Origin of the sequence: Roseateles chitinivorans, from assembly GCF_002761755.1 — a bacterium.
GTDB classification, from domain to species: domain Bacteria; phylum Pseudomonadota; class Gammaproteobacteria; order Burkholderiales; family Burkholderiaceae_C; genus Roseateles; species Roseateles chitinivorans.
The window spans coordinates 1-23,750 of the sequence record NZ_PEOG01000080.1 but is presented as its reverse complement, the minus strand read 5'-3'; the positions used below and the strand labels follow the sequence as shown (position 1 = coordinate 23,750).

Genomic DNA, 23,750 nt, shown 5'->3' with positions numbered 1-23,750 from the left:
GGCAGCCGCCGAGGCCGGCGCGGCCGGTCGACCCGTCGCCGGCGCGCCCAGGCCGTGCTGGTTCAGCACCTGGCCCATGGTCATGCTCGAGGGCTGCGTGCGCGGCAGCGGTGCGATCGCCTCGCGCGGCGCCAGCGACAATTCCAGGCGTGCCGGCTTGCCGGCGAGTTCGGTCAGGATGGCCTCGATGCGGCCTGCGTACTGGCTGCGGATCCAGTCCAGCTTGAATCGGTTGGGGACGCGGAGGGACACCAGGACGGCCTCGTGGCCGTTCTCTTCCTGCTGGGCGACCTCTGCCGGGGGCAGCGGGCGGATCCAGGTATTGAATTGCTGCTCAGGCAGTTCGGCGGCCAGGCGTTCGCAGCCGCGCTGCCACAAGGCCGCCCCTGACAAGTCTGCGCTCATTGTGGAAAACTTATTCTTCGAGCGGCCGGATTGTACCGATGCAAGACCGCGAAGCCAGGGTTATCCACAGATTTTTTGGCGGGGTCAAGTGCTGGTAATCCCCGTGGCCGCCTGCCCGCGGATTGACCCTGGCGCAAATCTTTGCTGTAATCGCGGGTTTTCCGGACGCCCGGACGTTGCTGCGTGGGCCTCCGTTTTTGAGCGGCTTCCGACATCAACCTGAGATGTCCACCGTCCGCGGCGCCAAGGTGGCGCGAGGCGACGGGAAGTACCGAAGATTTCCAAGAGGTTGAACATGAAACGCACTTATCAAGGCTCCAAGACCCGTCGCGCCCGCACCCACGGCTTCCTGGTCCGCATGAAGACGCGTGGCGGCAAGGCCGTCATCGCCGCTCGCCGCGCCAAGGGCCGCAAGCGCCTGGCCGTCTGAGCGAAGCGCAAGACGACTCCGACAGCACCGTGATCGGCCGCATCGTGCGATCGGCCGATTTCGAGCGCGTGCTGGGCACCCCCAGCCGCGCGCGCAGCGCGCACTTCGCCGTGCATCACCTGGCCGCCAGCCCCTCGCTGCCGAAGCGCCGTCCATCCACAGGAACGGCTGACTTGTCCACAGGTGATGCACCGATTCATCCCCAAGCTGTGGATGAACCGTCCTCCGCGAACGTGGCGCCCACTCCCGTTGAATCGGTTCCAGCCGCGCCCGACCGGGCCTGGCTGGGCTACGTCGTGCCCAAGCGGCATGCGAAGCGCGCCGTGACGCGGACGCTGCTCAAGCGCCAGATCCGCGCCGTGTTCGGTGACTTGCCGACGCTGCCGCCCGGACTCTGGGTGGTGCGGCTGCGCATGCCTTTCGACCGCAAGCAGTACCCCAGCGCCTCCTCCGATGCGCTGCGCGCCGCTGCGCGTGCGGAACTGCTGCAGCTGACCCGCAAGCTCGCGCCTTCGCCCCCGGGCGCCGCCGGCTGACCGGATCGCGGTTCGGAACAGCGACCATGGACGACCGCCCCGGCCTGCCGACGCGATTGCTGATGGGGCTGGTGCGCGGCTACCAGCTGTTGTTCAGCGCCTGGTTGCGGGCAGGCTGCCGCTACAGCCCGAGTTGCTCGAACTACGCGATGCAGTCCCTGCGCCGCCACGGCGCCGCCGCCGGCACCTACCTTGCGGTCGGACGGGTCCTGCGTTGCAACCCTTTCTGTCTGGGCGGACACGATCCCGTGCCCGACAATCCGCCCCGCCTGTTCACCCGGTTCACCGAGCGTCCCTCCAGATGCCGACCCGGGTCAGCCTCTTCAACCGCCAATCCAAAAGCTTCCCATGACTGATATTCGCCGCACCATCTTGTGGGTGGTGTTCACGATGTCGCTGGTCCTTCTGTGGGACGGGTGGCAGCGGCACAACGGCCAGCCGTCGCTGTTCCATCCGGCGCCGGCCAAGGTCGCCACCGCGCCCGCCGGTCCGGCATCGGCCGCCTCCGCCGCCGCGCTGCCGGCCGCCGCGGCCGCTTCCGGCGCCACCGCCGCCGCGCCAGTCGCGCCCGTCGTCAAGAACGAGCTGGTCACCTTCACCACCGACGTGGTCAAGGCCACCATCGACACCCGCGGCGGCAGCCTGGTGCGCGTCGAGCTGCTCAAGCATGCCGACGACACCAACCCCAGCGGCCATGTCGTCGTGCTGGATCCTCTCCGCAACTACAGCGCCCGTTCCGGGCTGCTGAACGTGCCGAACGCGCCCAGCGACCAGACGGTGCTGACGCTGGTCGACGGGCCGAAGGAACTCAAGGACGGCCAGGACACGCTGGTCGTTCGCCTGGAAGGCGAGCAGGGCGGCGTGAAGCTGGCCAAGACCTACACCTTCAAGCGGGGCGACTACGCCATCGCGGTGAACCACGAGGTCACCAACACCGGTGCGGCCGCGGTCAACCCGCAGCTGTACCTGCAGCTGGTGCGGGACGGCCATGTCGAGCACACCGGTCCGTCCTTCGCGCCGACCTCGTTCTCCGGCCCGGCGATCTACACCGACAAGGCGAAGTACCACAAGCTCGCGTTCGAGGACCTCAAGAAGGGCAAGGCCGAGTACGAGAAGAATGCCGACGATGGCTGGGTCGCGATGGTCCAGCACTACTTCGTCAGCGCCTGGATCCGCAACGAGGCCGGCCCGCGCGAGTTCAACGTCCGTCCGCTCAACCAGGACCTGTACACCGCCGGCATGGTGATGAACTTCCCGGCCGTGGCGCCGGGCGCATCCGCCAAGCTGGACAACCTGCTGTACGTCGGCCCGCAGGAAGAGAAGAAGCTGGAAGTGCTGGCCCCGGGCCTGGAACTGGTGAAGGACTACGGCATCTTCAAGATCCTGTCCAAGCCGCTGTTCTGGCTGCTGGACGTCCTGCACACGCTGCTGGGCAACTGGGGCTGGGCGATCATCCTGTTGGTCGTGCTGCTGAAGGTCGCGTTCTACGGCCTGAACGCCAGCGCGTACCGCAGCATGGCCAAGATGAAGGCGGTGAATCCCCGCATCCAGGAGATGCGTGAGCGCCTGAAGGACAAGCCGCAGCAGATGCAGCAGGAGATGATGCGCATCTACAAGGAAGAGAAGATCAACCCGCTGGGCAGCTGCCTGCCGATCTTCCTGCAGATGCCGTTCTTCATCGCGCTGTACTGGGTGCTGCTGTCCAGCGTCGAGATGCGCGGCGCGCCGTGGGTCATGTGGATCCACGACCTGTCCAAGCCCGACAGCCTGTTCGGCCACCTGTTCGGCGCGCCGATCGGCCCGCTGCCGCTGCTGATGACGGCCTCCAGCCTGCTGCAGGTCTGGCTGAATCCGCAGCCCGCCGACCCGGTCCAGGCCAAGATGATGTGGATCATGCCGCTGGCCTTCAGCGTGATGTTCTTCTTCTTCCCGTCGGGCCTGGTGCTGTACTGGCTGGTCAACAACATCCTGTCGATCGCCCAGCAATGGATGATCAACAAGCAGATCGGCGTCAACGGCTCGAAGAAGTGATCGATGCCGGCGGGGGATTCGCCAATTCCTCACGCCGATCGCAGGAGCCCCCGCACCCCGGGGGCTTTTTTTCGTCTGCGCGCAGGCGCTTAATCGTGTCCATGCGGGGATCGCTTCTCCACCTGACTCGGGACGGTGGGGGACCGGAGGCGCAAGACGCCGGCTCACGAGAGGCGGCGACGAGGCCTGCCCCGCGCCATCCACGATGACGGCGATGCGGCCTGGCGGCCCATCGCCGTTCTTCATGGCGCCCAGGCGCTGCGAGACAATCGCGCCCATGCTGTCGCGCCACCAGGATCCCATCGCCGCCATCGCCACCGCGCCAGGACGCGGGGCGGTCGGCATCGTGCGGGTGTCCGCGCCACAAGACCTGACCCCGCTTGTGACGGCCATCTGCGGCCGTGCGCTCAAGCCGCGGGAGGCGACCTACCTGCCGTTCCGCAGCGCCCAAGGCGAGGCGATCGACCACGGCCTGGCGCTGCTCTTCCCGGCGCCGCATTCCTATACCGGCGAGCATGTGCTGGAACTGCAGGCCCACGGCGGCCCGGTGGTGCTGCAGCTGCTGCTGGCGCGCTGCCTGGAGGCCGATCCCGCGTTGCGGATGCGACTGGCCGAACCGGGCGAGTTCACGCGCCGCGCCTTCCTCAACGGCAAGCTGGACCTGGCGCAAGCCGAGGCGGTGGCCGACCTGATCGACGCCAGCACCGAAGCCGCCGCGCGCAGCGCCGGACGGGCGCTGGCTGGCGCGCTCAGCGGCGAGGTCGGCGGGCTGCGTGACGGCTTGATCCAGCTGCGGATGCTGGTCGAAGCCACGCTGGACTTTCCCGAGGAGGAGATCGATTTCCTTGAGCAGGCCGATGCGCTGGGCAAACTGCGCCGGCTGCTGCAGCGGGTGGAGGCGCTGCTCGATCGCAGCCGCCAGGGCGCGATCCTGCGCGAGGGCATCAAGGTCGTGCTGGCGGGACAACCGAATGTCGGCAAGAGCTCGCTGCTGAATGCGCTGGCTGGTGCCGAACTGGCGATCGTGACGCCGATCCCGGGCACGACGCGCGACAAGCTGAGCCAGACCATCCAGATCGAAGGCGTGCCGCTGCACATCAGCGACACGGCCGGATTGCGCGACACCGAGGACGAGGTCGAACGCATTGGGGTGGCGCGCAGCTGGGATGCGATCGCGGACGCGGACGTGGTGCTGTTTCTGCACGACCTGACGCGTGTCGGCCACGCGGACTACGAGCGCGAGGACGCTGACATCCGCGGCCGGCTGGCGCAGGTCGATCCGGCGCGGATCCTGCAGATCTACAACAAGGCGGACGCGCATGCGCCGCACGGGCTGCCCGAGGGGGCGTTGACGCTCTCGGCGAAGACGGGCGAGGGGCTGGACGCGTTGCGTCGGCGCCTGCTGGAGCAGGTCGGCTGGCATGCGGTGCCCGAGGGCCTGTTCATCGCTCGTGAACGCCATGTGCAGGCGCTGCGCCGCACCCAGGAGCACATCGGGCTGGCGCTGGCTCAGGCCGAGACCGAGCCGCCGGCGCTGGACCTGATGGCGGAGGAACTGCGCCTGGCGCATGACGCGCTCGGCGAGATCACCGGCGCGTTCACCGCCGACGACCTGCTGGGGGAGATCTTCAGCCGGTTCTGCATCGGCAAGTGAGCGCCGGGGCGCTCAATGCCCCTCGAACGCCACCAGCGAGAAGACCTTCAACCCGCCCTCCCGCAACCGCTTCGAGCCGCCGAGCTCCGGCAGGTCCACGATCGCCGCGCCCTCGATGACCTCGGCGCCCAGCCGCTCCAGCAGCCGCTTGCCGGCCATCATCGTGCCGCCGGTGGCGATCAGGTCGTCGATCAGCAACACCCGATCGCCGGCCTTCACCGCATCGGTGTGCATCTCCACCGTCGCGCTGCCGTACTCCAGCTCATAGGTTTCCTGCACCGTCGTGAAGGGCAGCTTGCCCTTCTTGCGGATCGGCACGAAGCCGACGTTCAATTCGTAGGCCAGCACCGAGCCGATGATGAACCCCCGCGCATCGAGCCCCGCGATCGCATCCGGCCGCAGGTCGAAGTAGCGGTGCACGAACTGGTCGATCAGCACCCGGAAGGCCCGCGGGTTCGCCAGCAGCGGCGTGATGTCGCGGAACTGCACGCCGGGCTCGGGCCAGTCCGGCACGGTGCGGATCTGCTGCCTCAGGAAGGCGATCGGGTCGGGCGTGGGAGCGACGTTCGGCATGGCGGCGATTGTCGCGCCGGCAAACCTCGCCCGGGCAGTGAAAGGGACATCCGACCACCCAGCGGTCAGTCAGCCGGTCAGTCGGCGAATCGGTCAGGTGATCGGCCGGCGGATCGGCCAGGCGGCGATCACGCCGACTGCTGCTGGCAGATCAGGCGCGCGCGGCCGGCCTGCTTGGCTTCGTAGAGCGCGGCGTCCGCAGTCTGGATCAGGCGGTGGGCGCCCTCGCCGTTCTGGGGAATCAATGCCGCCACGCCGATCGACAGGCTCACCGAGCGCCGCACTGGCGAGCCCACATGCTCGATCGCAGCCAGCCGCACGCTGTCCAGGCAGCGCTGCGCCACCACCTGCGCGCCGGCCAGGTCGGTGTCGACCAGCAGCACCGCGAATTCCTCGCCACCGTAGCGGCATACCGATTCGCCGCCCCGTCCCGCGCAGCTGCGCAGCAGCGTCGCGACACGCCGCAGGCAATCGTCGCCGGACACATGGCCGTAGCAGTCGTTGTATTGCTTGAAGTGGTCGATATCGACCATCAGCAGCGCCAGCGGCCGGCCGGCGCGGATCGCACGCTGCCACTCCGTCTGCAGCAACTGATCGAAGAGCCGCCGGTTGCCGACGCCGGTCAGCCCGTCCGTCGTCGACTGCCGCGCCAGCAGCTCGTTGGCGCGACGCAATCGCTCCTCCTGGCGCTTGCGCTCGGTCAGGTCGGTGACGATGCAGACGTAGAGGTGGATCGTGTCGGTCCGGACCTCGGCGATGGCCAATTGCAGGTGCAGCGCCTCGCCGCTGCGGTGGCGGGCGGTGAACTCGCGCGGCTGCCCCAGCAGCGAGCGCGGATCCAGCGGGATGTCCGGCGTCGCTCCCGCCGGCGCGGCCGTCGCCGAAGCGGCGCCCAGCAGCATGCCGACATGCACGCCCTGCAGCTCCGAGGCGGTGAAGCCGAACAGCAGCTCGCAACTCGGATTGGCCTCCAGCACATGGCCGCCGGAGTCCAGCGTCAGGATGCCGTTGGCCGCCGACTCGATCGTCGCGCGCAGTTGGGCCCGGCTCGCCGCCAGGCGCTGCTGCTCATGGATCAGGTCGGTCACGTCCATGCGCACGCCGACGATGCCGCCGGACGGCGTGCGCGATTCGTAGATTCGCAGCCACATGTCGTCGTGCACCCGCTGCAGCAGCGGCGTCAGCTGCTTGCCACGCGCCTGGCGGCGCTCCTCCAGCCACTCGGGTTCGCGCCCGCGCGCCTCCGGGATGCCGCCGCGCGCCAGCGACTCGCGCACCAGATCCTCGAAGGTGCACTTGCGCTGGAAGTGCCGCAGCATGTGCGGATAGATCTCGACCAGGCGGCGGTTGTAGGCGATCAGCCGGTCCTCGGCGTCGAAGATCTCGACGCTGGCCGGCAGCGCGTCGATCGCTTCCTCCATGGTGCGTTGCGCCAGCCTGGCGCGGGCCTGCGCGCGTGCCAGCGTGGAGACGACCGCCATGGCCAGCAGCACCGTCAGCGCCAGCGACGCCACGCCCACCCAGGCCAGCCAGCCGTCGACCGCGTAGCCGCCCAGGGTGACCGTCAGCACGATCGCCTGCAGGCCGACCAGCAGCGCGAAGGCCAGCAAGGGCCAGGTGCGGACTTCGGCGAATCGGTTCATCGCGGAGCGCGGCGCCGGAGGCGACGCCTTGGAAAAGGGTGGCTGATCCTAGCCAGCCCGCTCCTCGATGAATACCGCTCCACGGGGGGAGAAGCGGGTTCGGGCGACGTCCCCGCGTTGGTGGGGTGCCACGCTTTGTGAGCGACGGTATATGGGAGGGCTCAGCCGCCGCGGGTGATCGGCATGTCGCCCGCGTTCGGCAGGCTCATGTGACGCGCCAGTTCCAGCTTCGCCAGCGAGTTGCGATGCACCTCGTCCGGGCCATCCGCGAAGCGCAGCGTGCGCTGGCCCGCCCACATGTAGGCCAGCGGCGTGTCGTCGCTGACGCCCATGCCGCCGTGGACCTGCATCGCCCAGTCGATCACCTTCAGCGCCATCGTCGGCGCCACGATCTTGATCATCGCGATCTCGGCCTTGGCGACCTTGTTGCCGACGGTGTCCATCATGTACGCCGCCTTCAGCGTCAGCAGCCGCGCCTGCTCGATGCTGCAGCGCGCCTCGGCGATGCGCTCCTGCGTCACCGTCTGCTGCGCGATCGTCTTGCCGAAGGCGACCCGGGAGATCGCGCGTTTGCACATCAGTTCCAGCGCCCGCTCGGCCGCGCCGATCGAACGCATGCAGTGGTGGATCCGTCCCGGTCCCAGGCGGCCCTGGGCGATCTCGAAGCCGCGGCCTTCGCCCAGCAGGATGTTCTCCGCCGGCACCCGCACGTTCTTCAGTTCGATCTCCATGTGGCCGTGCGGCGCGTCGTCGTAGCCGAAGACGCTGAGGTGGCGCTTGACCGTGATGCCGGGCGTGTTCGCCGGCACCAGCACCATCGACTGCTGCTCGTGACGACCCGCCTCCAGGTTGGTCTTGCCCATCACGATGTAGAGCGCGCAGCGCGGGTCTCCGGCGCCGGACGACCACCACTTCGTGCCGTTGATGACGTACTCGTCGCCCTGGCGCTCGATGCGGCACTGGATGTTGGTCGCGTCGGACGAGGCCACGTCCGGCTCCGTCATCAGGAAGGCGGAACGGATCTCGCCGCGCAGCAGCGGCTCCAGCCAGCGATCCTTGAGCGCCTCGCTGGCGTAGCGCTCCAGCGTCTCCATGTTGCCGGTGTCGGGCGCGGAGCAGTTGAAGACCTCCGGCGCCCAGTACACCCGGCCCATGATCTCGCACAGCGGCGCGTACTCGAGGTTGGACAGCCCTTCCGGCGCACGCGCCGAGCGCGGCAGGAACAGGTTCCACAGCCCGGCGGCACGCGCCTTGGGCTTGAGCTCCTCGATCACCCGGGTCGGGATCCACGCGTTGCCGGCGCGGCGGTTGGCGTCGATCTCGGCGTGGTAGCGATGCTCGTTGGGATAGATGTGCTCGTCGAAGAACGCCAGCAGGCGCTCGCGCAGCTGTTCAACCTTGGGGCTGTAGTCGAAATTCATTCAGGAGTCTCCCGGTTGGGGCGTCGTGAGGCCGTGAAGCGCGGCGGGTCGGTGGACCGCTCGTCAGCCGCGCTGGCCGCGATAGCGGAGGTACTGCGCGTACAGCGCCTCCATCGTGGTGGACCGTTCGTCCGCATGCAGCGGATGCGACGGCGCGAAGTTGCAGACGCGCAGCAGCCAGTCGCCGGGCGAGTCCCCGATTGGCGGCGCGACGTCCAGCACGTTGATGCAGGCCGGCGACTGGACCCAGCTGCCCAGCATCAGACGCTGGCCGCCGCTCACCGCATGCGACAGGATCGCGGCGTTGACGACGCCGTGCAGCACCAGCAGCGCGCAATCCCAGTCGGGATCGGCCTGCAGGCGGGCGACGCCGCCCAGCACGCGGTCGAGCAGTTCGCCGACGCTCTCGCCGTTGAGGAAGCGCTGCGATTCCGGGACCGGGCTGCGCTGCAGGCCGGTGAAGGTTCGCGCGAGCTCGTCCTTCGGGATGTCGCCGAGGCGGCCGCCACGGATCTCCTGCCACTCGGGCCAGACCTGCGGCGTGAGCTCGCCCTGGCCGGCATGACGCAGCACCAGGTCGGCGGTCTCCACGGTGCGCGGCAGGCCCGACACGATCACGCGATCGAACCGGACGCCGGCCGCGCGGAAGGCCGCTCCGGCCGCCTGCGCCTGTGCGATGCCGTCGTCGTTCAGCCGCACCTGCTCCGGCAGCACCGGACGCCCGGTCGCGCCATCGAAGTAGGTCACCGCGCCATGCCGCATCAGGTAGACGCGGCGGCGTTGCGGGCTGCGGGGCTGGGTGTCCAACATGGGCGGCAGTGTGGCGCAACGGCGCAAGCCGCACTGTCGCGCAGGCGGCAGGCCCGCGGACCGGGCCACAATTCGCGCCGCGCCGCAGCCGCTCCGCTTCCGTTCTCTGCCTCCGTCCTGACGCCTTGGTGACAAGCCCCGCTCCGCTCCCCGTTCATCGCCCTCCGAGCCCGCACACGGCCGGCGAGCCGCCGCTGCGCGACGACATCCAGGCGCTGCGCGCGATCGCCGTGCTGTGGGTGCTGCTCTATCACGCGCAGATCCCCGGCGCGTCGGGCGGCTATCTCGGCGTCGACATCTTCTTCGTCATCTCCGGATACCTGATCACCGGCCTGATCCAGCGCGCGCTGCGACGCGGCGACTTCTCCTTCCGCGCCTTCTACGGCCGACGCGCGCGGCGCCTGCTGCCGGCGGCCTACGTGGTGCTCGGCGCGACGCTGCTCGTGGTGCCGTGGGCGCTCAACCGTCGCGAGCAGATCGACTTCGTCGGCCAGCTGCTGGGCGCGCTGGGCTTCGCCAACAACGTCGTGCTGTGGAAGCAGACCGGCTACTTCGAGGGCGCCTCCGACCTCAAGCCGCTGCTGCATTTCTGGTCGCTGGCGCTGGAGGAGCAGTACTACCTCGTGCTGCCGGCGCTGCTGGTCTTCAGTCCCGCGCGGCTGAGGACGGCGGCGGCCATTGCAGTGACGCTCGGCAGCCTGGCGCTGCTGGCGTGGTGGCAGCCGATCGACGCCGGCGGCGCGTTCTACCTGCTGCCAACGCGGGCCTGGGAACTGGGCCTGGGATCGATCGGCGCGCTGATGACGTCGGCGACGACGTCGGCCGCGACGACAAGGTCGTCGACCGCCGCGGCCGACGCGCGCACCCATCGGTGGCAACGGGTCCTGAGGGCGCTGACGCTGCCGTCCTGGGCGCTGCTGCTCGTCGTGCCCGCGGTGCCGCAGGTCTTCGGCCCGGCGCATCCGGGGCCGGCGGCGCTGATCGTCGGCCTCGCGACCTTGGTCCTGCTGCTACGCGAGCCCCGGCGCTGGCCGCGTGCCGCGGCGCCGCTGATCCGCATCGGCGACTGGTCGTATGCGCTGTACCTGGTCCACTGGCCGCTGATCGCGGTCCTGCATAACGCCTGGGTGGGGCTGAAGGCCGATCCGCAGGCGCTGATGGCCTGGCGCATCGGCGCGGTGCTGCTGTCGTTCCCGTTGGCATGGCTGCTGCACCGTGGCGTCGAACGACCGGGCAAGGCCGCGCTGACAGGACCTCGCGGGGCCTGGATCCTGGGCAGCGGCACGGCGGCCCTGGCGCTGGGCGGCATCGTGCTGGCGCTGCACAAGCCGGCGCCGGGCGCGGTCGACTTCGTCGAGCTGCGCAAGCCCAACTACGGCCTGTCCGCCAATTGCGATGCGGAGGAGCCTTTCGACGGTCGGGAGGACTGCCGCACGCGCCCGGGCGCGCGGTGGATGGTCTGGGGCGATTCCTACGCGATGCACCTGGTGCCGGGGCTGGTGCGCGTGGCCAGCGACCAGGGGCTGGTGCAGGCGACCAAGTCCTCCTGCGGCCCGTTCCCCGGATTGACGCCAGTGCGGCCGGGCCTGGGGCGCGGCAACAGCTTCGCTTCGCCGTGGATCGAGCAATGCCAGGCGTTCAACGCGTCGGTGCTGCGCTGGCTGGCGCGGCATCCGGAGATCGAGACGGTGGTGCTGTCCAGCCTGCTGACGCAGTACCTCGATGACGCCAGGTACGAGTTGCAGCGCACGCGCGGCGATCGGTCGGACGAAGGGCGGGTGCGCGGTGAGCGGGCGATGCGCGAGGCCTTGCTGGCGGACATGGCGGAGACGGTGAAGCGTCTGCGGGCGATGGGCAAGCGGGTGATGGTGGTGGCGCCGCCGCCGTCGGCGCCGTTTGACATCGCGGGTTGTCTGGAACGTCGGCAGGCGCGGCGCTGGACGATCGGCGCGACGCCCGGCTGCGTGATCGATCTGAAGGACGACGAGCAGCGGCGGGCCTCCGAGCATGCGTTCATCGACGCGCTCGCGAAGTCGGATGCCAGGCTGCCGGTGCTGCGCTTCGAGCCGCTGCTGTGCGACGCGACGACCTGCCAGGTCGAGCGCGACGGCGTGCCGCTCTACCGCGACCAGGGTCACCTCAGCCGCGAGGGATCGAGGCTGCTGATGCCCGCGGTGATGACGGAGGTCACCGGCCAGACGCAGATGGCCTGGGCGCGCTAGACGCCCGGTCAGCCGACCAGCAGCCCATGCTCGGCGCGGGCGAGTGCCTCCGGCGTGCCGGACACGACCAGCGTGTCCCCGCCCTGTAGCACCAGGTCGTCGCTCGCCTCCTTCACCGCGCCGTTGGGTCGCCGCACCGACACGACGCTGACGCCCCAGGCCGCCACGCCGACCTCCGCCAGCGTGCGGCCTTCCAGGACGCTGGCCATCGGCAGGCTGATCGACTGCAGCCGCGCCTGATCGCGTTCCTCGGAGGTGTCGTCGTCGGCCCCGTGGAAGTAGCCGCGCAGCAGCCCGTAGCGGCGGTCCCGCGCATCGCGCGCGATGCGCAGCACGCGCCGCATCGGCACGCCGACGAGCGCCAACGCATGACTGGCGAGCATCAACGAGCCTTCGATCGCTTCGGGCACCACCTCCGTCGCGCCGGCGGCGCGCAGCTTCTCGAGGTCGGTGTCGTCGATGGTCCGCACCACCACCGGCACATGCGGGGCATGGCCGCGGACCTCGTGGAGGACCTTCAGCGCCGATGGCGTGTCGTGGTACGAGATCACCACCGCACTGGCCCGCGTCAGGCCGGCGGCGATCAGGCTGGGCAGCCGCGCCGCGTCGCCGAACACCACGCTCTTCCCCGCCGCTGCGGCCTGCCGCACGCGATCGGGATCCAGGTCCAGCGCCATGTAGGGAATGTGCTCCGCCTCCAGCAGCGTCGCCAGGTTCTGCCCGCTGCGGCCGTAGCCGCAGATGATCACGTGGGCATCGGTCTTGATCGACTTCTTCGCGATCGTCGTCAGCTGCACCGACTGCAGCAGCCAGTCGCTGGCCGACAGCTTCATGACGATGCGGTTGCTGTGCTCGATGATCAGCGGCGTCATCAGCATCGACAGCACCATCGCCGCCAGCACCGGACTGACCCATTGCGCGGCGATCAGATCGTGCTGCGCGCCCAGCGTCAGCAGCACGAAGCCGAATTCGCCCGCCTGCGCCAGGTAGAGACCGGTGCGCAGTGCCACGCCGGTCGGCGCCCGGAACAGCTTCGCCAGCCCGGCCACGAGCACGAATTTCGCCGCCGTCGGTACCAGCGTCAGGATGATGACCAGCGGCCACTGGAAGACCAGCGTCTGCCAGTCCAGTCGCATCCCGATGGTGATGAAGAACAAGCCCAGCAGCACGTCGTGGAAGGGCCGGATGTCCAGCTCCACCTGGTGCTTGTACTCGGTCTCCGCGATCAGCATGCCGGCGACGAACGCGCCCAGCGCCAGCGACAGCCCCGCATGCTCGGTCAGCCAGGCCAGCCCCAGCGTCACCAGCAGCAGGTTGAGCATGAAGAGCTCCTGGCTCTTGCGCCGCGCCACCAGCGTCAGCCAGCGGCGCATCAGGTGCTGGCCGCCGGTCAGCAGCAGCACCAGCAGCAGCGTCGCCTTCAGCGCGGCCCAGCCCAGCGACTCGATCATCTGCGTGCCGCTCCCGCCCAGCGCCGGAATCAGCACCAGCAGGGGCACCACCGCCAGGTCCTGGAACAGCAGCACGCCGATCACGCGCCGGCCGTGCTCGCTCTCGAGCTCCAGCCGCTCGGCCATCAGCTTGACGACGATGGCGGTGGAGCTCATCGCCATCGCGGACCCGAGCACCAGCGAGCCTTGCCAGCCGAGGTCCCAGGGCCAGCCCATCATGCCGAAGAACCAGCGCAGGAAGACGTTGCCGGCCATGGTGCCGCCGATCGTCACCACCACCTGCAGCAGCCCGAGCCCGAACACCATCGAGCGCATGCTGTGCAGCTTCGGCAGGTTGAACTCCAGGCCGATCGCGAACATCAGGAAGACGACGCCGAACTCGGCCAGGTGCTGCACGCCGGGGGCGTCACCGGCCAGCGCCAGCGCGTTCGGGCCGATCAGCACGCCCACCACCAGATAGCCCAGGATCGGCGGCAGCTTCAACGAGCGGCACACCACCACGCCGAGCACGGCGGCGATCAGATAGATGAGGGTGAGGTCCAGCGCGGTGAGCATGGCGGCGATCGTAATGGCCCCCTTACCTCGGGTGGCCCCGGATGCGGCAAGAGGCAGCATCGATATAGTCCGCTGCCTCAGGTCCGTCGCATTCCAAACACAGAACGGACCGTCTTTACGAGGGATCCACCATGTATGCCATCGTTCGCCGCGCCAGCCTGGCGCGCGCGCTGTGTGCCGTCGCGCTCGCGATGGGGCTCACCGGATGCGTCAGCGTCTATGTCGACAACAAGCTGCCGGAAGTCCCGGCCACCCAGTTCGCCAAGCCCGCACAGCCGCAGCCCGTGCAGCTGTTCTTCGAGTTCCAGACCAAGGGCGTGCAGAACCAGCAGGCCACCGCGCTGCTGAAGGACCGCATCACCGAGCAGGTCCGGTCGAGCGGCGTGTTCGCCAGCGTGTCGGACGGTCCCGTGACCGGCGGCGCGTCGCTCAGCATCGTGCTGGACAACGTCCCGACGTCGGACGATGCGTTCCGCAAGGGCTTCGTCACCGGGCTCACCTTCGGGCTCGCGGGGTCGCAGGTCGGCGACGGCTACATCTGCACCGCGACCTATCGCGCCCCCGGCGCCGCCGAGCCGATCGTCAAGAAGGCCCGCAACGTCCTGTGGGGCACGGTCGGGGCCGCGTCGCCACCGCCCGGCGCCGTCAAGGCGGCGAGCATCGACGCCGCGATGACGGTGATCAGCCGTCAGGTCGTCAGCAACGTCCTCAACGACGTCACGCACGATCCGGCCTTCCGCTGAGCCATTTCCACCACAACAAGAGAGCAACGAGATTCCATGAACCAGACCCTGATCCGCACCGCCCGACTGATCGCCGTGGCCGCCGCCGCAGCCGCGCTGACCGCCTGCGTGAGCGTCAAGATGCCGGCGCCGGCCGCGAGCGCCGCCAACGTCGAGAAGCTGCGTGCCGCCAAGGCAGCGCCGTCGCAGGTCGGCGCTTTCAAGCTGGCGGCCGGCAAGCCGGCGGACATGGACACCACGCTCGGCGGCCTGCGCGGCTCGTCGATGCAGCCGTCCGGCGGCACCTTCTCCGCGCAGTTGCGTGACGAGCTGTCCGCCGAACTGAAGGCCGCCGGCCTGCTCGACGCCGCCAGCCCGATCGTGATCGAGGGCGAGCTGACCGACAGCCGCGTCGATGCCGCCATCGGCACCGGTACCGGCCGCCTGGCGGCGCGTTTCGTCGTCAAGCGTGGCGGCCAGAAGGTGTTCGACAAGGAATTGGCTGCGGAGTCGAGCTGGGAGTCCAGCTTCGTCGGCGCCACCGCCATTCCGATGGCGATCAACCAGTACGGCGCGCTCTACAAGTCCCTGATCGGCAAGCTGCTCGACGACAGCGAGTTCCGCGCCGCGATCAAGAGCTGAGCGGACGCGTGTCCGCGGCCGGCGGTCCGGCCCCCCTTCGACGGGCCCTGCGGGGCCCGTCTTTCATGGCGCTCCGCATCCGGTCGACGACGCTGCCGGGCTGCGCCGACGCCCGGCCTCGCGGGACTGGCTTTGGTCACGCGTCAGGCGCAAACTACCCGCCTTATGCATCGGGCGCATGCCCGCATGTGCACTCGGCTTTGCCGGACGTGGCGGACGGTCAGGGCTTCGGGGTACCGTTCGCGCCACCGAAAAGTTACGGAGCATTTCATGCCCAACCTGAGTTTCGTTTCCCCCACGCGCAACAGTCCCTGGGGCACCTACCTGTCCCAGATCGACGCGGTCGAGCCCTACCTGGGCAAGCTGGCCCGCTGGGTGGAAACGCTGCGCCGCCCCAAGCGCGCGCTGATCGTGGACATCCCCATCGAACTCGACAACGGCACCATCGCCCACTACGAGGGCTACCGTGTGCAGCACTCGCTGACCCGCGGTCCCGGCAAGGGCGGCGTGCGCTACCACCCGGACGTCACGCTGGAAGAAGTGATGGCGCTGTCGGCCTGGATGACGGTCAAGAATGCCGCGGTGAACCTGCCCTACGGCGGCGCCAAGGGCGGCATCCGCCTGGACCCCAAGACGCTGTCGCTGAAGGAGCTGGAGAAGGTCACCCGCCGCTACACCAGCGAGATCGGCATCATCATCGGCCCGACCCAGGACATCCCCGCGCCTGACGTCAACACCAACGGCCAGATCATGGCCTGGATGATGGACACCTACTCGATGAACGTCGGCGCGACCGCCACCGGCGTCGTCACCGGCAAGCCGATCCCGCTGGGCGGCTCGCTGGGCCGCGTGGCCGCCACCGGCCGCGGCGTGTTCGTCGTCGGCCGCGAGGCGATGCGCCGCCTCAACATCAACATGGAAGGCGCCCGCATCGCGGTGCAGGGCTTCGGCAACGTGGGCTCGGTGGCCGCGAAGATGTTCGCCGCCAATGGCGCGATCGTCGTGGCCGTGCAGGACCACACCGGCACCATCCTGAACGACAACGGCATGGACATGGCCTCGCTGCTGGAGCACGTCGGCCACACCGGCGGCGTCGCCGGCTTCAAGGGCGCGGACCGCATCGACAACGAGAACTTCTGGGATGTGAAGTCCGACGTGCTGATCCCCGCCGCGCTGGAAGGCCAGCTGTCGGGCGAGCGCGCCAAGCGCGTCCAGACCCGCCTGGTGCTGGAAGGCGCCAACGGCCCGACGACGCCCGACGGCGACGCCGTGCTGGCGGACCGCGGCATCATCGTCGTCCCCGACGTGATCGCCAATGCGGGCGGCGTGACGGTCTCCTACTTCGAATGGGTGCAGGACTTCTCGTCCTTCTTCTGGACCGAGGACGAGATCAACGTCCGCCTGGACAAGATCCTGGTCGGCGCGTTCAAGGGCATCTGGGACACGGCCGAGCAGCACAAGATCCCGCTGCGCACGGCAGCGTTCACCGTCGCCTGCACGCGCGTGCTGCAGGCCCGTGAAGAGCGCGGTCTGTACCCCTGATCCGACGGCGCGGGTTTCGCGCGGTTACGGGAATGGATGGGCCCTTCGGGGCCCGTTTTTCATGCGGAGACCGGGCGCTGGCCGCCAGGGCATGGGGCCCCGGCGTCAAGCGCCGGAACCCCACGCCCTGCCGTCCCCGACCACTGTTGCTCTGCGGCGGTGGGAGCCGAGGGGAACGGGGAGGGTCAGTGGCTGATCTTCGTGCCGAGCACAGTCAGGAACTGCGCGATCCAGGCCGGGTGGGCGGGCCATGCCGGCGCGGTGACCAGCTTGCCATCGGTGACCGCCTGGTCGACCGGGATGTCGGCGTAGCTCGCGCCGGCGAGTTCGACCTCCGCGGCGCAGGCCGGATAGGCCGACACCTTGCGGCCCCGGATGATGCCGGCGGCCGCCAGCAGCTGCGCGCCGTGGCAGATCGCCGCGATCGGCTTGTCGGCCTGCGAGAAGTGCTGCACCAGCGGCAGCACACCCGGCATCGTGCGCAGGTACTCGGGCGCGCGGCCGCCCGGAATCACCAGCCCGTCGTAGTCCTGCGGCTTGACGGCCTCGAAGCTGGCGTTCAGCGTGAAGCGGTGGCCCGGCTTCTCGGAATAGGTCTGCGCGCCCTCGAAATCGTGGATCGCCGTCAGCACGAAGTCGCCGGCCTTCTTGCCGGGGCAGACGGCGTCGACCCGGTGTCCCACCGCCTGCAGCGCCTGGAACGGCACCATCAACTCGTAGTCCTCGACGTAGTCGCCGGCCAGCAACAGCAGCTTCTTGCCCATCGCATCTCTCCAGAGTCGGTTGAGGGAGCGCCGATTCTGGGAGGCGGTGGCCGTCAGGTCGATGAATCCCTCATGTACCCGCGTCGGCGTCGCGGGCTCGCAGGGCCGGCGCGGCGGCGACCGCGAGCGTCCAGCAGATCCAGGCGGTCCACATCGTGTGGCTGGGGTAATGCGCGCCGCGCAGCATCTGCGCCACGCCGTACAGGGAGCCCATCACCAGCACTGCGCCCAGCGCGATCCGCGCCTGACGCGGATAAGCGCGGCGCAGCATGAAGAACAGGCTGAAGAAGGCGAAGGCCGAGCTCGCATGGCCCGACGGGAAGCAGTGGCCCGGTCCCCCGTCGCCGATGCCGAATCGCCAGTGCGACACGTAATGCGCGACACCGCCGAACTCGGCCAGGTCCCAGGGGCAGCTGGTGCTGCTGCCTTGCTTCATCAGCGGGATCAGCACCAGGCTGACGGCCGTCAGCGCGACGGCGCCCCAGCGCTCGCGTCGCGTCAGCCCCGGCCACAGAGGCCGCAGCGCGTTGATCAGCAGCACGACCGCCAGGCCGGTCGCCACCCAGCGCCCGCCCTGGTGCAGCAGGCCCGAGGTGAGCCAGTGATCGCGCAGCGCGAAGCCGCGCGCATCGGCGAAGTGCCGCACCACGGCCAGGTCCCAGCCGGCGGCGTCCCAGAGCAGCAGCGCGGCGAGCCCGGCCAGCACGACCAGCCAACCGCGGCGCAGGTCCGGCAGGCGCAGCGTGCCGACCGGGGACAGGGCGGGCGCGGACGCGGACGCGGATCCGGCGCCGAGCGGCAAGGGGGAGAGGGGAGGCGTCTTCACGGCATCGCAGTGGGCACGGCCGCCCTGAAGTTCGACTGAAGCCAAGCTGAAGGCCGGCTGAAGTTCTGCGACAGTCCGCACAGTGCGTGCCGCGGCCGGACCGACCGGTGGCCGCTGGTATCGTTTTCGGCCCCACGGCCTCCTTTCCCGCGGCTGCCCGCCGCACGCCCATGCGACTCCTGCTGCTCGAAGACGACGAACTGCTCGGCGAGGCCCTGCGCGATTTCCTGCGCGACGAAGGCCATGCCGTGACCTGGGCCCGCCGCCTGGCCGAGCTGCTGCCGCGCCAGCACGAGGAGTTCGACGCGCTGCTGGTGGACTGGCAGCTGCCGGACGGCTCCGGCCTGGACTGGCTGCGCAGCCTGCGTCAGCGCGGCGTGTCGATGCCGGCGCTGATGCTCACCGCGCGCGACCTGCTCGCCGACCGGCTGCAGGGCCTGGACAGCGGCGCTGACGACTACCTGGTCAAGCCCTTCGCGCCGGAGGAACTGGCGGCCCGGCTGCGCGCCGTCAGCCGTCGCCACGCGGGCGCGAGCAGCTCGCAGCGCCGCCATGGCGACGTGGTGCTGGACCTGGCCGCCAAGCGGGCCACGCGCGACGGGCAACCGGTCGAACTCACCGCCCGCGAATGGGCCGTGCTGGAGGCGCTGGCGCAGCGCGGCGGCCGGCTCTATCCGAAGCGCGACCTGGAGCTGCAGGTGCTGGGCGACGACGCCGAGGTGCTGAGCAACGCGCTCGAAGTCCATGTGTCGAGCCTGCGCCGCAAGCTCGGGCGCGAACTGATCGAGACCGTCCGCGGCCTGGGCTACCGGCTCGGCCCGGAGGCGCCGTGAGCGGCACGCCGGGGCCGCGCCGCCCGTCCATCGCGGGTCGGCTGGCGCGCCAGCTGCTGCTGATCTCGGCCTTCTGGGCGGTGCTGGCTGGCGTCAGCGTCTGGCTGGTCGTGCAGGAGGAGGTCGACGAGCTGCTCGACGAGACGCTGCAGGCGTCGTCGCAGGTGCTGGGCCAGCTGCTGCGCCAGGGCCACGCGATGCCGGCCCAGATCGCCGACAACGACGACCTCAGCACCCATTTCGCGTGGCAGCTGGTGGCGCCGGACGGTGCGCTGCTGCACCGCTCGCCGCTGGCGCCGGTCAAGGCCTGGAAGCTGCCGCCGGGCTTCAGCGACTGGCAGGACGACGGCACCGACGGCGACGACTGGCGCGTGCACGTGCGCCCGCTGCCGACGGCGGCCGGCCCCGGCTGGCTGATGGTGGCGCAGACGAGCGCCGAGCGGAAGGAGGTCCGCAGCCGTGTCGGGCTGGCCAGCGCCTTCTCGGCGCTGCTGGTCGGCGGCCTGTGCATGGTGTGGATGAACCGGCGGGCGCGGGCCGAGCTCGCGCCGCTGGGCCAGTTGTCCGCCGCGCTGGGCGGCTACGACCCGCTCGACACCCGGCAGCTGTTGCCGGAGCAACCTCGCAGCGAGCTGGCCGAGATCCGCGCCGCGGTGCTCGACCTGGGCCAGCGCCTGGCGCAGCGCGTCGCCAACGAGCGCGCCTTCAGCGCCCATGCGGCCCATGCGCTGCGCACGCCGCTCGCCGGCATGGACGCCCAGCTGGCGATGGCGCTGCGCGAGGCGCCACCCGAATCGCGCGCGCGGCTGCAGCGCACCCGCGAGGCGGGCGACCGGCTGCGCCGGGTGGTGACCGCGCTGCTGACGCTGTTTCGCACCGGCATGAGCCTGCGCTGGCAGCGCCTGGACCTGGTCGAATTGATGTCGCTGCTGCCCTTGCCGGACGGCTTGGCCCTGGACCTGCCGCCCGAGGCCGGCATCGATGCCGATCCCGACCTGCTGGCCGCCGCGCTGATCAACCTGATCGACAACGCCTGGCGGCATGGGGCCTCGCAGGTCCGGTTGCGCCTGGAGCCTCAGCCGGACGGCGGGTTGACGCTCGAGCTCACCGACAACGGCGAGGGCGTGGCCGACTGGCAGCGGGTCGACCTCAACGACGCGCTGGAGCGGCAGCAGTACGAGGGGCGCATGGGACTGGGCCTCATGATGGCCGACCTGGTGGCCCGCGCCCACGGCGGCGACCTGCGCCTGCCGGCCATGGAGGAGGGCTTCGGCGTGGCCCTCCGGCTGGGGCCCGCACCGGACTGAATCGACCCCGGCGGCTACACTTTCGCCCTTATGACGACCCATGCCGCCCTCACCCATTCCCGCGCGCTCGACGTGGCCCGCGCGGCCTTGCAAGTCGAGGCGGACGCGCTGCTCGCGCTCGGTCCGCGCCTTGGCGAATCATTCGAGCAGGTGGTCCGCAAGATCCTGGATTGCAGCGGTCGCGTCGTGGTGATGGGCATGGGCAAGAGCGGCCATGTCGGCCGCAAGATCGCCGCCACCCTGGCGTCCACCGGCACGCCGGCGTTCTTCGTCCATCCCGGTGAGGCCAGCCATGGCGACCTGGGCATGGTCACGCCCGGCGACATCGTGCTGGCGCTGTCGAATTCCGGCGAAAGCGACGAGCTCAACGCCATCATCCCGGTGCTCAAGCGCCAGGGCGTCATGCTGATCAGCATGACCGGCGGACTGTCCTCGTCACTGGCGCGGCATTCGGACTTCGTGATCGACTCGCGCGTGGCGCAGGAGGCCTGCCCGCTGAACCTCGCGCCGACCGCCAGCACCACCGCGCAGATCGCGCTGGGCGACGCGCTGGCCGTGGCCCTGCTGGACGCGCGCGGCTTCCGCGCCGAGGACTTCGCCCGCTCGCACCCGGGCGGCTCGCTCGGCCGGCGCCTGCTGACCCATGTCCGCGACCTGATGCGCGGCGGCGACGCGCTGCCGCGTGTGAATGCCGAACTGCCGCTGCTCGACATGATGCGGGTGATGTCCGACAAGGGCCTGGGCTGCGCGGTGCTGGTCGGCGCCGACGGCAAGGCCGAAGGCATCTTCACCGACGGCGACTTGCGCCGGCTGATCGAGCGCGGCAGCGACCTGCGCGGCCTGACGGCCGGCGAAGTCATGCATCCGAATCCGCGCACCGTGGCCGCCGATGCGCTGGCCGTCGATGCGGCCGATCTGATGGAGCAGGCCCGCATCACGCTGGTGCTGGCCGTGGACGACGAACAGCGCCTGGTCGGCGCGATCAGCATCAACGACCTGATGCGCGCGAAGGTGATCTGATGAGCGGCTCTTCCCCGAATACCGCGGGCGCGGATGCACCGGTCGTGCGCGAGCTCCAACCCGCCCTGTCCTTCCCGCCCGAGTTGCTGCTCAAGGCGCAGGGCCCGTCGCTTGGACTGCGGGCCGCGATCTTCGACGTCGATGGCGTGCTGACCGATGGCCGCATCTACCTCAGCGCAGAAGGCGAGGAGTTCAAGGCCTTCGCCACGCTGGACGGCCATGGCATGAAGCTGCTCGCCCAGGGCGGCATCGTGCCGATCGTGATCACCGGCCGCGATTCGCCGGCGGTGCGGCGGCGGGTCGCCGACCTCGGCCTGCCGCATGCCGTCTATGGCGCCAGGAACAAGCTGGCCGCCGCCCAGCCGCTGCTCGACCAACTCGGTCTGCGCTGGGACCAGGTGGCGGTGATCGGGGACGACTGGCCCGACCTGCCGCTGATGGTGCGCGCCGGCTTCGCCTGCGCGCCGGCCCAGGCCCATGCCGAGGTCCAGGCGGTCGCGCACCACGTCACCGCCGCCGCCGGCGGCCATGGCGCCGCGCGCGAGTTCTGCGACCTGCTGCTGATGGCCGCCGGCCAGTACGCCCGCCTGCTGCACGGCCACCTCGAGACCCTGGACGGGAGCGGCCACTGATGGCGGCGCTCGCTCCGCCGCCGACCTCGCCGCGGCGCCGTGTCCAGCCGCTGCTGTGGCGCCTGCAGTCGATGCTGGCCAGCTACGTCCCGCTGCTGTTGATGGCGATGCTGGCCGGCTTCACTTGGTGGCTGATCAAGAACACGCCGCAGCTGGAGGCGCCGCGCGAGAAAGCCGCGCCCAAGCACGAGCCGGACTACCGGATGAACGGCTTCGAGGTCGAGCGCTTCAGCAGCGACGGCCGGCTGACCGGCCGCATCATCGGCACCGAGATGCGTCATTACCCCGACAACGACACGCTGGAGATCGACGCGCCGCAGCTGCGCGCCTACGGCAAGCAAGGCGAACTGCTGGTCGCCGACGCGCAGCGCGGCCTGTCCAACGGCGATGGCAGCGAGGTGCAATTGCTCGGGGACGTGAAGGTCAAGCGCTATCCGGAGGGGGATCCGTCTCAGCCGCCCGACCTGGAGCTGTATGGCGAGTTCCTGCATGCCTTCGTCCCGCAGCAGCAGATCCGCTCCCACCTGCCGGCGCGCGTTATCGGCATGGGCGGCGAGATGCAGGTGAAGAGCTTCGTCTATGACCAGCTCACCGGGCGCCTGAGCTTCAGCGGCGGTGGGCGCGCCACCTTCGCCGCCCGGCCGGGCACGCGCGCCGCGGCACCGGCCGCCAAGGCCGCGGCCTCGGCACCGACGGCGGCCCGCAAGCCATGAACCGACTCGTCTACATCACCGGTGCCTCGAGCGGCATCGGCCAGGCGCTCGCGCTCCAGTACTACCGCGAGGGCTGGAACCTCGCGCTGGTCGCGCGCCGCGTCGACGACCTCAGCGCCTGGGCAGAGCAGCAGGGCCTGGCGCCTTCGCGCTGGCGGGTCTACCGCGCCGACGTCAGCGACATCGACGCCATCACCGCCATCGGCCGACGCTGCATCGCCGAGCAGGGCCTGCCCGATGTCGTGATCGCCAATGCCGGCATCAGCATCGGCATGGACACGGCGATCCATGAGGATCTGGCCGTGATGCAGCGCGTCTACGCGACCAACAACATCGGCCTGGCGGCGACCTTCCATCCCTTCGTCGGTCTGATGCGCGAGCGCCGGAGCGGCACGCTGGTGGGCATCGCCAGCGTCGCGGGGATCCGGGGGCTGCCCGGGCATGGGGCGTACTGCTCCAGCAAGGCGGCGGTGTTCAGCTATTGCGAAAGTCTGCGCGGCGAGTGCCGGCCCGATGGGGTGAAGGTCGTGACGATCGCCCCGGGGTATGTCGACACGCCGCTGACGCGCGAGAACCGCTACAGCATGCCCTTCCTGATGCAGCCGGAGGACTTCGCGCGCAAGGCTTACGCGGCGATCGAGGCCGGCGCCCGGGTGCGCTTCATTCCCTGGCAGATGGGGGTCGTGGCGCGCGTGATGCGCTTGCTGCCGGGCGCGGTCTTCGACCGGCTGCTCGCGGGACGTCCGCGCAAGCACCGGCAGGGCGAGCGCTGAGCGCAAGCCGTGCGCCGCGCTCGAGGGCGCGGCGAGGCGCTCGGGACGTCGCGGCGTCCGACGAGGGGCCCCCTCGCTCCACGCGGGCAAAAGAAAAGGCGCTCCGAGGAGCGCCTTGTTCATTGCGAGGCGGGGATCAACCCCGCCGTGGCTCAGTAGCCGCCGCGACCGCCGCCGTAGCTGCCGCCGCCGCCACCACCGTAGCCGCCGCCGCCACCACCGCCGTAGCCGCCACGGCTGCCGCC

The 23,750-nt window shown here is 70.1% G+C and carries 23 protein-coding genes; 15 read left to right on the top strand and 8 right to left on the bottom strand.

Annotated features, from left to right (window positions below; all coding sequences use genetic code 11):
- The coding region (locus tag CS062_RS21750; RefSeq protein ID WP_303645164.1) for a DnaA N-terminal domain-containing protein at positions 1-405 on the bottom strand (405 nt) is incomplete at its 3' end.
- Positions 406-700: 295 nt separating this feature from the next.
- Between CS062_RS21750 and rpmH the strand changes: the two genes are divergently transcribed.
- The 5 genes from rpmH (at position 701) to mnmE (ending at position 5,056) form a co-directional block, all read left to right on the top strand.
- Positions 701-835 carry a 50S ribosomal protein L34 gene (rpmH, locus tag CS062_RS21745; RefSeq protein ID WP_067065970.1) on the top strand — a complete coding sequence of 45 codons (135 nt, stop codon included), beginning with the start codon at positions 701-703 and terminating at the stop codon, positions 833-835.
- Positions 836-1,044: 209 nt separating this feature from the next.
- Positions 1,045-1,371: a ribonuclease P protein component gene (locus CS062_RS21740; RefSeq protein WP_368372866.1), complete on the top strand. Its 327-nt coding sequence runs from the start codon at positions 1,045-1,047 to the stop codon at positions 1,369-1,371.
- A 26-nt stretch (positions 1,372-1,397) separates the two neighbouring features.
- The gene (gene yidD / locus CS062_RS21735; protein WP_091729896.1) at positions 1,398-1,727 is read left to right on the top strand and encodes a membrane protein insertion efficiency factor YidD; all 330 of its coding nucleotides are present in this window, start codon (positions 1,398-1,400) and stop codon (positions 1,725-1,727) included.
- A complete protein-coding gene (gene yidC, locus CS062_RS21730) occupies positions 1,720-3,402 on the top strand; it encodes a membrane protein insertase YidC (RefSeq protein ID WP_099863643.1) in 1,683 nt (560 codons plus the stop codon). The genes yidD and yidC overlap by 8 nt, the downstream gene beginning before the upstream one ends.
- 277 nt (positions 3,403-3,679) lie before the next feature.
- Positions 3,680-5,056, top strand: a complete 1,377-nt coding sequence (gene mnmE, locus CS062_RS21725; RefSeq protein WP_099863642.1) for a tRNA uridine-5-carboxymethylaminomethyl(34) synthesis GTPase MnmE — start codon at positions 3,680-3,682, stop codon at positions 5,054-5,056.
- Positions 5,057-5,068: 12 nt separating this feature from the next.
- Here the strand turns inward: mnmE and CS062_RS21720 are convergent, their stop codons facing one another.
- The 4 genes from CS062_RS21720 to CS062_RS21705 form a co-directional block, all read right to left on the bottom strand.
- Positions 5,069-5,629 carry an adenine phosphoribosyltransferase gene (locus CS062_RS21720; RefSeq protein WP_099863641.1) on the bottom strand — a complete coding sequence of 187 codons (561 nt, stop codon included), beginning with the start codon at positions 5,627-5,629 and terminating at the stop codon, positions 5,069-5,071.
- A 128-nt stretch (positions 5,630-5,757) separates the two neighbouring features.
- Entirely contained in the window at positions 5,758-7,272 is a 1,515-nt protein-coding gene (locus CS062_RS21715; protein WP_099863640.1) for a sensor domain-containing diguanylate cyclase, read from the bottom strand.
- A gap of 161 nt (positions 7,273-7,433) precedes the next feature.
- A complete protein-coding gene (locus CS062_RS21710; protein WP_099863639.1) occupies positions 7,434-8,693 on the bottom strand; it encodes an acyl-CoA dehydrogenase family protein in 1,260 nt (419 codons plus the stop codon).
- Positions 8,694-8,756: 63 nt separating this feature from the next.
- A complete protein-coding gene (locus CS062_RS21705; RefSeq protein WP_099863638.1) occupies positions 8,757-9,503 on the bottom strand; it encodes a histidine phosphatase family protein in 747 nt (248 codons plus the stop codon).
- A gap of 128 nt (positions 9,504-9,631) precedes the next feature.
- On the opposite strand from CS062_RS21705, the gene CS062_RS21700 reads away from it, so the two are divergent.
- On the top strand, positions 9,632-11,725 hold the full coding sequence (locus tag CS062_RS21700) for an acyltransferase family protein (protein WP_158238873.1): 2,094 nt from the start codon (positions 9,632-9,634) through the stop codon (positions 11,723-11,725).
- A gap of 8 nt (positions 11,726-11,733) precedes the next feature.
- On the opposite strand, the gene CS062_RS21695 is transcribed toward CS062_RS21700, so the two are convergent.
- Positions 11,734-13,731 (bottom strand): monovalent cation:proton antiporter family protein, encoded by a 1,998-nt coding sequence (locus CS062_RS21695; RefSeq protein ID WP_099863636.1) that lies wholly within the window; start codon positions 13,729-13,731, stop codon positions 11,734-11,736.
- A 131-nt stretch (positions 13,732-13,862) separates the two neighbouring features.
- On the opposite strand from CS062_RS21695, the gene CS062_RS21690 reads away from it, so the two are divergent.
- From CS062_RS21690 to CS062_RS21680, 3 genes are all read left to right on the top strand, one after another.
- Complete coding sequence (locus CS062_RS21690; protein WP_099863635.1) at positions 13,863-14,474, top strand: hypothetical protein; 612 nt, start codon at positions 13,863-13,865, stop codon at positions 14,472-14,474.
- A 36-nt stretch (positions 14,475-14,510) separates the two neighbouring features.
- Positions 14,511-15,095, top strand: a complete 585-nt coding sequence (locus CS062_RS21685; RefSeq protein WP_099863634.1) for a hypothetical protein — start codon at positions 14,511-14,513, stop codon at positions 15,093-15,095.
- A 270-nt stretch (positions 15,096-15,365) separates the two neighbouring features.
- Positions 15,366-16,637: a Glu/Leu/Phe/Val family dehydrogenase gene (locus CS062_RS21680; RefSeq protein WP_099863633.1), complete on the top strand. Its 1,272-nt coding sequence runs from the start codon at positions 15,366-15,368 to the stop codon at positions 16,635-16,637.
- 185 nt (positions 16,638-16,822) lie between these two features.
- Here CS062_RS21680 and CS062_RS21675 read toward each other — a convergent pair whose 3' ends face one another.
- Positions 16,823-17,401: a DJ-1/PfpI family protein gene (locus tag CS062_RS21675; RefSeq protein WP_099863632.1), complete on the bottom strand. Its 579-nt coding sequence runs from the start codon at positions 17,399-17,401 to the stop codon at positions 16,823-16,825.
- A 70-nt stretch (positions 17,402-17,471) separates the two neighbouring features.
- Positions 17,472-18,227 carry a phosphatase PAP2 family protein gene (locus CS062_RS21670; protein WP_233218201.1) on the bottom strand — a complete coding sequence of 252 codons (756 nt, stop codon included), beginning with the start codon at positions 18,225-18,227 and terminating at the stop codon, positions 17,472-17,474.
- Positions 18,228-18,397: 170 nt separating this feature from the next.
- Here CS062_RS21670 and CS062_RS21665 point away from each other — a divergent pair, with 170 nt between their 5' ends.
- The 6 genes from CS062_RS21665 to CS062_RS21640 are packed head-to-tail and all read left to right on the top strand — an operon-like array spanning position 18,398 to position 23,505.
- The gene (locus CS062_RS21665; protein ID WP_099863631.1) at positions 18,398-19,060 is read left to right on the top strand and encodes a response regulator transcription factor; all 663 of its coding nucleotides are present in this window, start codon (positions 18,398-18,400) and stop codon (positions 19,058-19,060) included.
- Positions 19,057-20,367 (top strand): sensor histidine kinase, encoded by a 1,311-nt coding sequence (locus tag CS062_RS21660; RefSeq protein WP_233218200.1) that lies wholly within the window; start codon positions 19,057-19,059, stop codon positions 20,365-20,367. The genes CS062_RS21665 and CS062_RS21660 overlap by 4 nt, the downstream gene beginning before the upstream one ends.
- 30 nt (positions 20,368-20,397) lie before the next feature.
- Positions 20,398-21,387 (top strand): KpsF/GutQ family sugar-phosphate isomerase, encoded by a 990-nt coding sequence (locus CS062_RS21655; protein WP_099863630.1) that lies wholly within the window; start codon positions 20,398-20,400, stop codon positions 21,385-21,387.
- On the top strand, positions 21,387-22,019 hold the full coding sequence (locus tag CS062_RS21650; protein WP_099863629.1) for a KdsC family phosphatase: 633 nt from the start codon (positions 21,387-21,389) through the stop codon (positions 22,017-22,019). The genes CS062_RS21655 and CS062_RS21650 overlap by 1 nt, the downstream gene beginning before the upstream one ends.
- Positions 22,019-22,732 (top strand): LPS export ABC transporter periplasmic protein LptC, encoded by a 714-nt coding sequence (gene lptC / locus CS062_RS21645; protein WP_099863628.1) that lies wholly within the window; start codon positions 22,019-22,021, stop codon positions 22,730-22,732. Before CS062_RS21650 ends, lptC begins: the two co-directional genes overlap by 1 nt.
- Positions 22,729-23,505, top strand: a complete 777-nt coding sequence (locus CS062_RS21640; RefSeq protein WP_099863627.1) for an SDR family oxidoreductase — start codon at positions 22,729-22,731, stop codon at positions 23,503-23,505. The genes lptC and CS062_RS21640 overlap by 4 nt, the downstream gene beginning before the upstream one ends.
- The last annotated feature ends 245 nt before the right edge of the window (positions 23,506-23,750 follow it).

Coding starts and splice junctions, on each gene's coding strand:
- rpmH (WP_067065970.1), top strand. CDS start 701: ATGAAACGCACTTATCAAGGCTCCAAGACCCGTCGCGCCCGCACCCAC.
- CS062_RS21710 (WP_099863639.1), bottom strand. CDS start 8,693: ATGAATTTCGACTACAGCCCCAAGGTTGAACAGCTGCGCGAGCGCCTG.
- CS062_RS21680 (WP_099863633.1), top strand. CDS start 15,366: ATGCCCAACCTGAGTTTCGTTTCCCCCACGCGCAACAGTCCCTGGGGC.
- CS062_RS21690 (WP_099863635.1), top strand. CDS start 13,863: ATGTATGCCATCGTTCGCCGCGCCAGCCTGGCGCGCGCGCTGTGTGCC.
- CS062_RS21655 (WP_099863630.1), top strand. CDS start 20,398: ATGACGACCCATGCCGCCCTCACCCATTCCCGCGCGCTCGACGTGGCC.
- yidD (WP_091729896.1), top strand. CDS start 1,398: ATGGACGACCGCCCCGGCCTGCCGACGCGATTGCTGATGGGGCTGGTG.
- CS062_RS21640 (WP_099863627.1), top strand. CDS start 22,729: ATGAACCGACTCGTCTACATCACCGGTGCCTCGAGCGGCATCGGCCAG.
- CS062_RS21675 (WP_099863632.1), bottom strand. CDS start 17,401: ATGGGCAAGAAGCTGCTGTTGCTGGCCGGCGACTACGTCGAGGACTAC.
- lptC (WP_099863628.1), top strand. CDS start 22,019: ATGGCGGCGCTCGCTCCGCCGCCGACCTCGCCGCGGCGCCGTGTCCAG.
- CS062_RS21720 (WP_099863641.1), bottom strand. CDS start 5,629: ATGCCGAACGTCGCTCCCACGCCCGACCCGATCGCCTTCCTGAGGCAG.
- CS062_RS21665 (WP_099863631.1), top strand. CDS start 18,398: ATGCGACTCCTGCTGCTCGAAGACGACGAACTGCTCGGCGAGGCCCTG.
- CS062_RS21650 (WP_099863629.1), top strand. CDS start 21,387: ATGAGCGGCTCTTCCCCGAATACCGCGGGCGCGGATGCACCGGTCGTG.
- CS062_RS21685 (WP_099863634.1), top strand. CDS start 14,511: ATGAACCAGACCCTGATCCGCACCGCCCGACTGATCGCCGTGGCCGCC.
- yidC (WP_099863643.1), top strand. CDS start 1,720: ATGACTGATATTCGCCGCACCATCTTGTGGGTGGTGTTCACGATGTCG.
- mnmE (WP_099863642.1), top strand. CDS start 3,680: ATGCTGTCGCGCCACCAGGATCCCATCGCCGCCATCGCCACCGCGCCA.
- CS062_RS21695 (WP_099863636.1), bottom strand. CDS start 13,731: ATGCTCACCGCGCTGGACCTCACCCTCATCTATCTGATCGCCGCCGTG.
- CS062_RS21715 (WP_099863640.1), bottom strand. CDS start 7,272: ATGAACCGATTCGCCGAAGTCCGCACCTGGCCCTTGCTGGCCTTCGCG.
- CS062_RS21705 (WP_099863638.1), bottom strand. CDS start 9,503: ATGTTGGACACCCAGCCCCGCAGCCCGCAACGCCGCCGCGTCTACCTG.